Below are 12545 nucleotides of genomic sequence, written 5' to 3' on the forward strand. Positions count from 1 at the left end.
ACGACCGGGCCTGGCCCGGTCTTTTAATTTCCAAGCGAGCGTGAGTCAGCCCATGACCCAAGCACTGATCGAACTGTCGGACCTGCGCTTCAACTGGCCAGGTCATCCTCAACTGCTGGACATCCCCGAGTTCCGCCTGCAAACCGGCGAAACGCTGTTCCTCAAAGGCCCCAGCGGCAGCGGCAAGACCACCTTGCTGGGCCTGCTGGGCGGTGTGCAGAAGCCCGTCAGCGGCAGTATTCGCCTGCTGAATCAGGACCTGTCGACGCTGTCGGCGGCGGCACGTGACCGTTTCCGTGTCGATCACACCGGCTACATCTTTCAGCAGTTCAATCTGTTGCCGTTTCTGTCAGTGCGGGAAAACATCGAGCTGCCCTGCCACTTTTCCAACGTCCGTGCCAGCCGTGCGAAGCAACGCCACGGCAGTGTCGATAAAGCCACGACCACCCTGCTAGCCCATCTGGGCCTGAAAGATCCGGCGATGCTGACCCGACGCGCCGACTCACTGTCCATCGGCCAGCAGCAACGCGTCGCCGCCGCCCGTGCGCTGATCGGGCAACCGGAACTGGTCATTGCCGACGAACCTACTTCAGCGCTGGACGCCGACTCTCGCGAGGCGTTCATTCGCCTGCTGTTCGCCGAATGCCGCGAGGCCGGGGCCAGCCTGCTGTTCGTCAGCCATGACCAGAGCCTGGCACCGCTGTTTGATCGCAATCTGTCGCTGAGCGACCTGAATCGCGCCGCCGTCGCCGTGGAGAGTTGAGATGTATCTGTTTCGTCTGGCAATGGCCAGTCTGGCCAACCGCCGTTTCACCGCATTTCTCACTGCGTTCGCCATTGCGCTGTCAGTATGTCTGTTACTGGCCGTCGAACGGGTGCGTACCGAAGCCCGCTCCAGCTTCGCCAGCACCATCAGCGGCACCGACCTGATCGTCGGCGCACGCTCCGGCTCGATCAACCTGTTGCTGTATTCGGTATTTCGCATAGGCAACGCCACCAACAACATTCGCTGGGACAGTTTCGAGCACTTCGCCAACAGCAAACAGGTCAAGTGGGCGATCCCGGTTTCGCTGGGCGACTCCCATCGCGGCTATCGGGTGATGGGCACTAACGAGGCGTATTTCGAGCACTATCAGTTCGGTCGCCAACAACACCTGGAAATGGCCGAAGGACGCGAATTCAAGACCGACCCCTTTGAAGTCGTGCTGGGCTCGGAGGTCGCCAAAGCGCTGCACTACAAGCTGGGCGACAAACTGGTACTGGCGCATGGTGTGGCGGCGATCAGTCTGGTCAAGCATGACGACAAACCGTTTACCGTCGTCGGCATCCTCAAGCCGACCGGCACGCCGGTGGACCGCACGCTGCATATCAGTCTGGGCGGCATGGAGGCCATTCATATCGATTGGCGCAACGGTGCCCCGGCACGAGGCAACGAGCGCATCTCCGCCGATCAGGCGCGCAACATGGACCTGACGCCGACGGCGATCACCGCGTTCATGCTGGGTTTGAACAGCAAGATTTCAACCTTCAGCCTGCAGCGCGAGATCAACGAATACCGCGGCGAGCCGATGCTGGCGATTCTGCCGGGCGTGGCGCTGCAGGAGCTGTGGAGCCTGATGGGCACCGCTGAAAAGGCACTCTTCGTGATTTCCCTGTTCGTGGTGCTGACCGGACTGATCGGCATGCTGACTGCGATTCTTACCAGCCTCAATGAACGACGCCGGGAAATGGCCATCCTGCGTTCGGTCGGCGCACGGCCCTGGCATATCGCAAGCCTGCTTATACTTGAAGCCTTCGTTCTGGCGCTTGCCGGTGTGATCAGCGGCCTTGCACTGCTCTATATCGGCATTTTCGTGGCCAGAGACTACGTGCTCGACAACTACGGTCTGTACCTGTCGTCTATGCCACCTGGCCAATATGAATGGACCTTGCTCGGTGCCATTCTCGGTTGCGCGCTGTTGATGGGAACCGTGCCAGCCTGGCGAGCCTACAGGCAGTCACTGGCCGATGGACTGTCGATTCGTTTATGAGGACCTTCATGATGCGGCGCATGCTACTCACTCTGCTGCTCTCGGCTTGCACTCCGCTGTGGGCCGCCGAGCCGCGTGAACTGACCTGGAATGACATGATTCCACCTGATGCACCCGTGGTGAAGCCGGTAACGGCTCCGATACACGATATGTCCAAGCTGTCCGATGCGCTGGCCATGGAGGCAGCGCCTGCGGCCCGCCAACTGGCTCCGCATGCGCCAGTGGTCAAGGCACTGGATGGCAAACAGGTGCGTTTACCAGGGTACATCGTGCCGCTTGAGGTCAGTGAGGAAGGCAGAGTGACGGAGTTTTTGCTGGTGCCGTATTTCGGTGCCTGCATCCATGTGCCGCCGCCACCGGCGAACCAGATCGTGCACGTCACGAGTGAGCTGGGTGTGAAGGTCGATGAGCTGTATCAGCCGTACTGGATCGAAGGACCGATGCAGGCCAAATCGTCTACCAGCGAACTGGCAGAAGCGGGTTATCAGATGCAGGCAGACAAGATACTTGTCTACGAGTTGCCGGATTCATAAGGATGACGGGGTTCCCAGCGATTTCATTGAGCTGAGTCAAAGTCGCCGCTCGACAGCGCTTTAACATTACGCCCATAAATTTTGACTGATCTCTGGAGCCTCCATGAACAAGCACTTGCTACGCGCGTCTGTTGTCGCGCTTGCCATCACTGCCCCGGTCGCGGCACACGCTTACGAGCCTGGTGACTTCATCGTTCGCGCCGGTGTGGCGCACGTACAGCCCAACGAAGACAGCGGTGAAGTCCGTCTGGACGGCACCAGGGTTTCCGGCACCAAAGCAACCGTCGATGGCGAAAACCAGCTCGGTCTGACCTTCGCTTACATGCTGACCCAGCAAGTCGGCATCGAGCTGCTGGCAGCCACACCCTTCAGCCATACCGTTTCAGTCAAGGGCCTGGGGCCTGGCCTTGACGGCAAGCTGGCCGACATCAAGCAACTGCCGCCGACACTGTCCTTGCAGTACTACCCGATGGAGCCTTCGTCGAAATTCCAGCCGTATGCGGGCGTCGGTATCAATTACACCACCTTCTTCGACACTGACCTGACCGGTAATCGCAAGGATCAGGGGTTCAGCAACCTCAAGCTCAAGGACTCGGTTGGCCTTGCTGCACAGTTAGGCATGGACTACATGATCACCGATAATGTGCTGCTCAACGCCTCGGTCTGGTACGTAGATATCGACACCGAAGCGACTGTGGACGGCCCTTCTGCCCTGGCTGTCGGCAAGACCAAGGTCGACGTGGATATCGACCCGTGGGTGTACATGGTGGGCGTGGGTTACAAGTTCTGACCTGCACACCTTCAAACGCCACATACAAAGGCACCCTTATCGGGTGCCTTTGCTTTTATGGGGGGCTGCTGACGCTCGTGCCCGTGCACCACGCTTGTCGGTTCTCAACAGTTCGCGAACGAGCAGAGGATCTTTCGATCCGCTCTTACACCCAAGTGGTGAAGCGGTATCAGAGAAGCTCAAGCCCTGTTCAAGTTGACTCTTCGCACCTCGAAAAACTGCCTTGAGGAGGCAAAATGGCCAGACTCTTGAACCGTCGTTTCGGGCCGAAGCTTATTATGCTTGCTCGACAGTATCCTCAATTCTGAATACTTCATTACCGACATAGGTGATCGCCAGCGGCTTATCATCGTCAATTCCCTCTGGCAATTTCAGACAGTAATTAGCCGTCAGGAACTGCTCCGGAATCATCTGTTCCTCTATACCCGAGGAACGAAGAAAGTTGCTGATGCCGTACACCAGCACACCGACGGAAGCGATAGGACCTGGGTAAAGTTGAAGAAACTGAAGAAACGTTAGCCCGGTCAGGTAGTTGATACGAACAGTGCCAGGACCAAATATGATAAAAACGCCCCCCACGACCAACAGTAGCAACCCAATAAGACGCAGTAACGTCAAAATGACCGGTGCGCTATCGGTTTTCTTTTCAGCAGAAAGATAGGCCGAATATTCTTTAATAAAGCCAGGTACTGCGACCTCTCCCGGCACTTGGCGCACGATGACCTCGCCGGGATTTTCTACCTCTGGTTCACCTTCGTCTTGCATGCCATGCGTCCTTCATAAGAATGACGATGGATACTAGAAGCCATTGAAACTGCTGAACACCTTAAAGTTATCAACTACAAAAAATGCAGAATGCTCCTACATACTTGCAAGCTAAATCCTGCGCAACCAGCCAATAGGTCTCACAGCAACGTTGGGCCACAGGCAATTGGTAGCGGACATACTCTGCCGAAACAGGCAGTAAAAGCCGTACAGACGGTGCATCAGGGTAACCGAGGCCGCATATTCCAGGGCCGCAGTTCATCGCAGTTGTCATAACCTCCAGTGCTCTCGTGCATAAGCACCTTTTTCAGGGCTGATTGAGGCACGGATAACGACAAGCACTTGGCGCGCAATTCACCGCCCTATCAGCAACTCAAGCCCATGTTTCAAGGGGGTGACTTCGTCGAGGGTGAAGTGCTCGAGAAGGCGTTGGTTGCTGGCGCGGGAATGTTTGATGTCGCCCGAGCGTGGTGCCTGATAGCTGACTTCCGGCTGCTTGCCGACAACCTGCGAAAGCGCAGCCAGCAGTTCGTTGAGCGATGTGGTCTGGTTCAAGCCCACGTTGATCGCGCCTTCGATGGCGCTGTCCCGTGACAAAGCCTGCAGCAGCAGCTTGAGCAGATCGCCCACGTAGAAGAAATCGCGTGTCTGCTCGCCATCGCCAAACACACTGATCGGCAGGCCTTTCTGGATGCGTTCGGCAAAGATGCTGATCACGCCCGAATAGGGCGACGACGGATCCTGGCGCGGGCCGAAAATGTTGAAGAAGCGAAAGATCACGGGTTCCAGACCATGCTGGCGACGGTAGAAGTCCAGGTAATACTCGCTGGCCAGCTTATCCGAAGCATAAGGGGTCAGCGGGGCCTTGGGGGTGTCTTCGGTGATCGCTTCGCCTTCGCCGTTGTTGCCGTACACCGCCGCGCTGGAAGCGAATATCACCCGTTTGATGCCCGCTTCGCGCATGGCCTCACAGACATTCAACGTGCCGATGAAGTTGCTTTGGTGGGTGCGCACCGGATCATCGACTGATGCCTGAACCGAGGCCACCGCCGCCAGATGCACCACAGCCTTGCAACCCAGCGCAGCGCGCTTGACCAGCTCGGCATCGGCCACATCGCCTTCGATCAGTTCGACCCGTGGGTTGTCGAGCGGCAAATTGCTGCGTTTGCCCGCCGAGAGGTTGTCGAGGATACGTACGCCGTGCCCGCTGGCAAGCAAGGCGTCGGTGAGGTGCGAGCCAATGAAACCCGCGCCTCCGGTGATCAGAACAGGAGCTTCAGACATGTCGATAATACCGGTCCAGCAGGCTTGGCAAGCCGGCCCGCCAGGCGCGGGGCTTGATGCCGAAAGTGTGGAGAATCTTCTTGCAGGCCAGCACCGCGTGCTGCGGTTCTTCGGCTGCATCGGAACGCGCGGCGTGAGCCTGCGCGGTGGGCGACTCGATGGCCAGAGGATGCAGCAGACGTGCTTCGGTAAGCACCGCCTGGCCCAGCGCCAGCGGCGTGGTCGCCTCGTGTCCGGCGTAGTGGTATGTGCCCCACAGTGGCGCTTCGCAGTCGAGTTGCTTGACGATTGAAATAATCACTCGCGCCGCATCATCGACCGGGGTCGGGTTACCGCGTCGATCATCGGCCAGCAGCAGCTCTCCGGGTTCTCTGGCGCGCGAAAGAAAGCGACCCAGCACGCCTTCGGCGCTGTCATCCAGCAGCCAGCCGAAACGCACCAGCACATGTTGCGGGCAGGTGGCGCGTACGCTTTGCTCGATACGCCACAACGCCTGACCGCGCAGCCCCAAAGGTACCGGCTCGTCTTTTTCGCTGTAGGCCGTCGCGCGCGAGCCATCGAATACACGATAGCTGGAAGGCTGCACCAGGGTGATGTTGTGGTGCTGACACAGTTCGGCAAGGCGCTCGACTGAGCGCTCCTGATGGGTCAGGCGCGCAGCGCTGACAGTCTCCGCCTGAAACCAGTCGAAGTAGTAAGCAAGGTTTATCAGGGCATCGGGACGGGTGTCATCAAGCAGTTGCGTGAGGCTCGCCACGTCCCAGCCGTCTTGCGGTGGACGTGGTGCGAGGAAACCAATGTCTTCCTCGGCACCCAGACGAATCAGCGCCTGCCCAAGGGCATTCCCGCCGCCCAACAGCATAAGGCGCATTCGCATAGAGTCAGCAGGCTCGGTATCAGATAATCAAACGAACAATTGAAAAACGCCTGCAAACATAACACGTTGCCTGCCAACCCCCAACAGTTGCGCAGCCTGGCGGGTGGATGACGCCGCAACAACGCGTTACGGCGTCCCATTCTCCCCGGTCAATTACTGTGCTGCGGGCCCTGGCGGGCTGTTGCCCTTGGGCAGACCAAGCGGCGCAGGTGCCGGCGCGGAAGGTGTCGCAGCGGCCGGATCCGTTGGCGCTGGCGGCCCCTCCACTTCGACACCGGCCTGTGGGTTGTTGAAGCCCGGCCCCATGACCATCTGTGGATAAGTCTGCGCGAAACGCACGTTCGGACTTTTATCCACAAGTCGTTTCAGGCGCTCGTTGAAGGCGCGCCCCACCGCGTACTGACCACCGGAAGAGGTGCGGAATTGAGCGGTCAGTACCATGCCGTTGAGGTTCATGCTGTCGACGCCGAAAACCTCCAGCGGCCCTTGCAGGTTGTGCTTGAGCAGGATGTCTTCGCTGATCGACTGGCCGGTCTCGCGGATCAGCGCCAGCGCATCATCGATATCCGAGTCGTAAGTGAACTGCACCGAGAAGAACGCATAGGCGAATTGCCGCGACTGGTTGGTGACCGCCTTGATCTGCCCGAACGGCACCGAGTGGACAAAACCCTTGCCGTCACGCAGGCGCACGGTACGGATGGTCAGGCTTTCCACCGAGCCGGAATGGCCGGTGCTGAGCACCACCCAATCGCCCACCGAGAACGTGTCTTCGATGATGATGAACAGGCCGGTGATCACGTCCTGCACCAGTTGCTGAGAACCAAAGCCGATGGCCAGACCGACAACCCCGGCACCCGCCAGTAACGGTGCAACGTTGATGCCCAGGTTGGCCATGGTGGTGATCGCGCAGATCACCACCAGAATGATTTTCACCGCGTTGCGCAGCAGCGGCAGGATGGTCTTGATTCGTGTACTCGGCTGGCGGCCACTGCGATGATTGGCCGGCGGTTTGAGGGCTTCCTGAATGGCCGTGTCGAGCACTACCCACAGCAGCCAGGTGACCACAAATATCAGGCCGATGCTGCTCAGCGAATCACTGATCACACGCCCCAGCGTATTGCGCTGGGCGAACTCGAACATCGAGAAACCCCAGATACGCCCCAGTATCTCGATGAACCCGATGGCCAGCGCAATGCGCAACACCGCGTACACAAGGCTCAGCAGACGCGCCTTGTATACATGCCCGCCGCGTCCCATGGATTCCGTCGGTTTGAACAGGTGCTGGAACACCGTGCTCAGAAACACCGTGGCAATCAGCAGAATGGTGGTGAACAGCGCGCAACGCAGTGCTTGCTGACTGTCTTCACCGGCCCCTATGAGGTTGATCGCCGAGACCAGAATCATCAACAGGATCGGCAAGTGCCACAGGTTGGAGAATATTTTCAACGACTGCTGCAGCGCTGGCCGTTGCAGGCGGCTGCTCAGGGAACGGTTGCGAATCAGGTGCGCCACCGGGCGGCGCACCTTGATGATCAGCATGCAGAACACCACCGAGGCAAACAGCCCGGTGAACACCGCAACGCTGGTGGTGACGTTACTGCCCAACTGACGGGCGATCTGCGGACTGGTCAGCGCATCACTGAGCGCCGCCAGAAAGCCGACCACGAACAGTGGCCTCGGCGCATAGCGGCGAATCATCCGTACAGCCGCGCGCTTGTGGCCGGCGTTGAACATCACAATTACACAGAGCAGCACCGAGGTAGACACGATGCCGCTGCTCGTCGCATAGGCAAAGCACAACGCCAGCGCGCGCCCCACCGAAGACGGCATGAAGTGGCTGACATACAGGGTCAACGGCAGGCAGACGATGGCCGGCAGGGTGAACGGCAAGACGTACTTGAGCAGCGCCTGACTGCGCTCGCGCACCCGCATGAACGGCGTCCGGCACAAGCGTACGGCGAGGAAACGGCCCAGCGTGGTCAGGACGGCAAACGAGCCGATCCAGACAAAGGACAGCGCGAGAAAGTCCCCGACGACGCTCCATGGCGAACGCGTAGTGCGCTTGTTGACCAGTTTCTCCAGTTCGTCGGCCGCACGGTCGGCGCGCAATCGCCAGGCGTCGAACAGGTTGTCGTCGAGGTTGAGCTTTTCCTGGACGTCATCAATGCTGGAACTGATGGCCCCGAGCAACCCGCCCTGTACCAGAAGCTCGGGCGGTTCGGCTGCCGCTGGGTCCCCGGCGTCTGCCGGTTTCGCGTCCGATTTGTCATCTGCTTTCGCTGCAGGTTTGTCAGCTGCTTTGCTATCGGCTTTGGCGTCGGCTTTTTCAGCGGCCTTGTCGTCGGCCGGCACCGCAGCGCCCATCGGTAACGCAGGTACATCGGCTGCCTGAAGATTGAAACTGCCTGCGAATAGCAGCAGACCCGAGAGGATCAAGATTTTCAGCTGAGACGCCACGCAGTTCTCTCCTTCAATGGACAAATAAAACCATGTACTGACCAAAGCACGCTTTGATCCCAAGGAACTGATTCCCGTATGCCCGGCAAGTTCGGTTGCAGCAGGGAAATACGATGAGCCGATGTTTCAAAAAATTGCGTCAGGGCAGTGCACTCAGTCTTCCCGACTGAACTATGCAAAGGCCCGGCTGCCGGAATTATCGGGAGCTGCCGAAGGCGTGCATCAGCCTGTCCGCCGCGACGCTTGCCCGATCAACCCGACATCGAGAGGAATCTGCATGAGCACGTTCAATACAAAAGATGGCACCGAGATCTATTACAAGGACTGGGGCACGGGCAAGCCGGTACTGTTCAGCCACGGCTGGCCGCTGGATGCGGACATGTGGGAATACCAGATGGAATACCTCAGCAGCCGGGGCTATCGCACCATCGCTTTTGACCGCCGCGGCTTCGGCCGCTCCAGCCAGCCGTGGACCGGCTATGACTACGACACCTTTGCTGACGATATCGCCGAACTGATCGAGCACCTTGACCTGCGCGACGTGACGCTGGTGGGCTTTTCGATGGGCGGCGGCGATGTGACGCGCTACATCGCTAAATACGGCAGCGAGCGGGTTGCCAAACTGGCCCTGCTGGGCTCGGTCACGCCGTTTTTTCTGAAGACCGAGGACAATCCGGAAGGCGTCGACAAATCGGTGTTCGACGGCATCAAGGAAGGCCTGCTCAAGGACCGTGCCCAGTTCATCAGTGATTTCGCCACGCCTTTCTACGGCCTGAACAAAGGACAGAAGGTTTCCGAAGGCGTACTGACCCAGACCCTGAATATTGCCCTGCTCGCCTCACTCAAAGGCACGCTGGACTGCGTTACGGCATTCTCGGCGACAGACTTCCGTGCGGACATGGCAAAAATCGATGTGCCAACCCTGGTGATTCACGGCGACGGCGATCAAGTCGTCCCCTTCGAAGCCTCGGGCAAGCGCGCTGCCGAGCTGATCCAGGGTGCCGAACTGAAAGTCTATCCAGGCGCGCCGCATGGTTTTGCGGTGACCCATGCAGAGACGCTCAACAAAGACCTGCTGACCTTCGTGCAGGGCTGATTCCGGGTATGGCAGGGAGTCGATTGCCGACTCCCTGCACACAGCGAATCAGTCGGCCGCAACGGTCAACTGACTCTGCTCGCCCAACCCGGTAATCCCCAGACGCATGCGTTGCCCCGCGCGCAGGAAGACCGGCTCCGGCTTGACACCCATCCCCACCCCCGGCGGCGTACCGGTCGAGATGACATCCCCCGGTTGCAGACTCATGCAACGGCTGAGGTAAGCGATCAATTGCGGAACGCTGAATATCAGCGTTCGCGTATTCCCATGCTGGTAACGATGCCCGTCAACCTCCAGCCACAGGTCGAGCGAGTGAGGGTCGGCGACCTCATCGCAGGTCACCAGCCACGGGCCTAGCGGGCCGAAGGTATCGAAGCCTTTACCCTTGTCCCAGGTTCCACCGCGCTCAAGCTGCCATTCGCGCTCGGACACATCGTTGATCACGCAATAGCCAGCCACATGCTCCATGGCAACGGCCTCGTCGATGTAGCGTCCGCCCTTGCCGATGATGACGCCCAGCTCGACCTCCCAGTCAGTCTTGAGCGAGCCGCGAGGAATTTCGACGTTGTCGTTCGGACCGCAGATTGCGCTGGTCCACTTGTTGAACAGGATGGGCTCCTTCGGCACTTCCATGCGCGATTCGGCAGCGTGGTCGGCGTAGTTCAGGCCTATGCAGATAAACTTGCCGACCTGCCCGACACACGCCCCGATACGCGGCTGACCCGCAACCAGAGGCAGGCTCTCGGGATCGAGCGCAGCCAGGCGTGCAAGACCTGCAGGGCTCAAGGCATCGCCAGCAATGTCCTCGACATGCGCGGACAGGTCGCGGATCCGGTGGTCAGCATCAAAAAGGCCTGGCTTTTCCTGGCCTTTCTCGCCGTAACGAAGCAATTTCATCGAGTTCTCCCGTTTTGTCCAAGGTGTAAACCGCGGATTCAAAGGATGACGCCCTGTCGCTCGACCCGCGCGGCAATCGGTATTCGCGGCAGAGGCGAACCCGTTGGGTCTGGACAGATAGCACTGCAACGGCTGCCTTGCCTAATGAAATTTACGAACGACTGGCTGACAAGCCGCGCTCACCTTGGCGCCGGAAAATCCGCATCAATGCCCGCGGTCATAATTAATACACACAGAGAGTATTAATATCAGCTCCAGTTGAAACGAGCCCCTCGCCAAGGCGTCAGGCCCGTATTCCTTCAAGGGTGAGCTGAACTCATGTCAACGCTGATACTGTCCCGCCGATCGCCACCGCTTCAGCTGCGTCAATGGCCAGAACAGCCTCTGGACGGCCGCACTATTGCCCCGTCGGCACTTGCTGTGCAGCAACAGAGCAAGGCTGCGCCAAGACCATGGCTGGCAAACGCGTTGGCGATTGCGCTTGCGATAGGGCTGCATGGTGCACTGGCATGGTGGCTGACGGTTGATCAGCCGCATGTGCCTGAACCAGCCCCTCCGCTGCCAATCACCGTGCAATGGGTACCGCCACCGGTTACGCCGCCGACTGCCCAACCGACGCCCTCCGAGCCAGCCGCTCAGCCCGAACCGCAGCCGCCAGCCCCCAAGGCAGCGTCAGCGGAGCCAAAGCCTGCCGAGTCGCCCAAACCCAAGGCACTGCCCAAAGCCGCACCGACAAAAGCGGTCGCCAAACCTGCTGCGCCGACACCCTCCGCAGCCCCGCCAACACCGGCGCCAGTGGCGACACAGACGCCTGCGGCAACCCAGACCACCACAGCACCGATAGGCCGGGCCGGTTATCTCGACAATCCGCCTCCGGTCTATCCACCCGCCGCTGCGCGCCGGCATCAGGAAGGTACGACGCTGCTGCGTGTCCATGTGCTGCCCAACGGACGTACCGATCAGGTGCAAGTGCTGCAAAGCAGCGGTGTCCCGGCGCTGGATGAAGCTGCGCAGGCCGCTGTCCGGCAATGGACCTTTATTCCCGCCAAACGTGGCGACACCCCGCTAGAAGGCTGGGTCAACGTGCCCTTGGCTTTCAAACTCGCACCCTGAGGTTTACGTCATGAACACCGCTTACTCCGTACTCATCACCCAATCCTCAATGACCCTGCTGGTGATTTTCTCGCTGGTGACCTGGGCGCTTTTACTCGGCAAGTCGTTTCAGCACTGGCGACTGACGCGTCAGAACCGACGCTACGCCGCACAGTTCTGGGCCGCTCGCGATCTGAAAAATGCGCTGCACCTGCCGCACAGTGAAGGCAGCCTGGCACGCCTGACCGATGCCGGCGCGCAGGCGCTCGCAGCGCCTCACGACTCGCCGGACCTGGGCCACAGCTGGAACCGCCAGGACTTGCTGGAGCGCAGCCTGCGCCAGCAGATCCACAAGGAACGTCGTCGCCTGGAAAGCGGCATGATTCTGCTGGCGTCGATCGGCAGCACCGCGCCCTTCATCGGCCTGTTCGGCACAGTGTTCGGGATCATTCATGCACTCAGCGCGATCAGCCAGGCCAGGTCGGCGAGCATTGCGGTGGTCGCCGGGCCTATTGGCGAAGCGCTGGTGGCGACTGGCGTCGGCATCGCAGTCGCGGTGCCCGCAGTGCTGGCTTACAACTTCTTCGGACGGCGCCTGAAGCTGGTGATCGCGGACCTTGAGGAGTTCGCTGTGGACTTTCTCAATCTCTCACAACGCAACGCCTTCCGGCTGCAGCCCGACAATCGCGACAAGACGGCCCCCAACCTGAAAGGAGTGAGCTGA

General features: G+C 59.7%; 12 protein-coding genes. 7 read left to right on the forward strand and 5 right to left on the reverse strand.

The genetic code is table 11. From position 1 onward, the window contains the following. Positions 1–52 precede the first annotated feature (52 nt). The 4 genes from MME58_RS22940 (at position 53) to MME58_RS22955 (ending at position 3353) form a co-directional block, all read left to right on the forward strand. The gene (locus MME58_RS22940) at positions 53–763 is read left to right on the forward strand and encodes an ABC transporter ATP-binding protein (RefSeq protein WP_054987297.1); all 711 of its coding nucleotides are present in this window, start codon (positions 53–55) and stop codon (positions 761–763) included. Between the two features lies 1 nt (position 764). Then, the gene (locus MME58_RS22945) at positions 765–2030 is read left to right on the forward strand and encodes an ABC transporter permease (protein WP_054987296.1); all 1266 of its coding nucleotides are present in this window, start codon (positions 765–767) and stop codon (positions 2028–2030) included. An 8-nt stretch (positions 2031–2038) separates the two neighbouring features. Next, positions 2039–2563 carry a DUF3299 domain-containing protein gene (locus MME58_RS22950; protein WP_055004789.1) on the forward strand — a complete coding sequence of 175 codons (525 nt, stop codon included), beginning with the start codon at positions 2039–2041 and terminating at the stop codon, positions 2561–2563. A gap of 103 nt (positions 2564–2666) precedes the next feature. After that, entirely contained in the window at positions 2667–3353 is a 687-nt protein-coding gene (locus tag MME58_RS22955; RefSeq protein ID WP_055004790.1) for an OmpW/AlkL family protein, read from the forward strand. Positions 3354–3629: 276 nt separating this feature from the next. Here the strand turns inward: MME58_RS22955 and MME58_RS22960 are convergent, their stop codons facing one another. The 4 genes from MME58_RS22960 to MME58_RS22975 all read right to left on the reverse strand — a co-directional run bounded on the left by MME58_RS22960 (position 3630) and on the right by MME58_RS22975 (position 8736). Next, positions 3630–4118 (reverse strand): hypothetical protein, encoded by a 489-nt coding sequence (locus tag MME58_RS22960; protein WP_054987294.1) that lies wholly within the window; start codon positions 4116–4118, stop codon positions 3630–3632. Between the two features lie 354 nt (positions 4119–4472). Then, positions 4473–5402 carry an NAD-dependent epimerase/dehydratase family protein gene (locus MME58_RS22965; protein ID WP_055004791.1) on the reverse strand — a complete coding sequence of 310 codons (930 nt, stop codon included), beginning with the start codon at positions 5400–5402 and terminating at the stop codon, positions 4473–4475. Continuing rightward, positions 5395–6279: a sugar nucleotide-binding protein gene (locus MME58_RS22970; protein ID WP_061447435.1), complete on the reverse strand. Its 885-nt coding sequence runs from the start codon at positions 6277–6279 to the stop codon at positions 5395–5397. The genes MME58_RS22965 and MME58_RS22970 overlap by 8 nt, the downstream gene beginning before the upstream one ends. Before the next feature lie 153 nt (positions 6280–6432). Further along, complete coding sequence (locus MME58_RS22975) at positions 6433–8736, reverse strand: mechanosensitive ion channel family protein (RefSeq protein WP_055004792.1); 2304 nt, start codon at positions 8734–8736, stop codon at positions 6433–6435. 277 nt (positions 8737–9013) lie between these two features. Here MME58_RS22975 and MME58_RS22980 point away from each other — a divergent pair, with 277 nt between their 5' ends. Next, positions 9014–9832 (forward strand): alpha/beta fold hydrolase, encoded by an 819-nt coding sequence (locus MME58_RS22980; RefSeq protein WP_054987290.1) that lies wholly within the window; start codon positions 9014–9016, stop codon positions 9830–9832. 48 nt (positions 9833–9880) lie between these two features. On the opposite strand, the gene MME58_RS22985 is transcribed toward MME58_RS22980, so the two are convergent. Beyond that, entirely contained in the window at positions 9881–10729 is an 849-nt protein-coding gene (locus tag MME58_RS22985) for an ureidoglycolate lyase (protein ID WP_055004793.1), read from the reverse strand. A gap of 318 nt (positions 10730–11047) precedes the next feature. Between MME58_RS22985 and MME58_RS22990 the strand changes: the two genes are divergently transcribed. Together MME58_RS22990 and MME58_RS22995 are read left to right on the forward strand one after the other, a co-directional pair. Further along, on the forward strand, positions 11048–11842 hold the full coding sequence (locus MME58_RS22990) for an energy transducer TonB (RefSeq protein WP_055004794.1): 795 nt from the start codon (positions 11048–11050) through the stop codon (positions 11840–11842). A 10-nt stretch (positions 11843–11852) separates the two neighbouring features. After that, a complete protein-coding gene (locus MME58_RS22995; protein ID WP_055004795.1) occupies positions 11853–12545 on the forward strand; it encodes a MotA/TolQ/ExbB proton channel family protein in 693 nt (230 codons plus the stop codon).

Origin of the sequence: Pseudomonas syringae pv. tagetis, assembly GCF_022557255.1 — a bacterium.
GTDB classification, from domain to species: Bacteria; Pseudomonadota; Gammaproteobacteria; order Pseudomonadales; family Pseudomonadaceae; genus Aquipseudomonas; species Aquipseudomonas caricapapayae.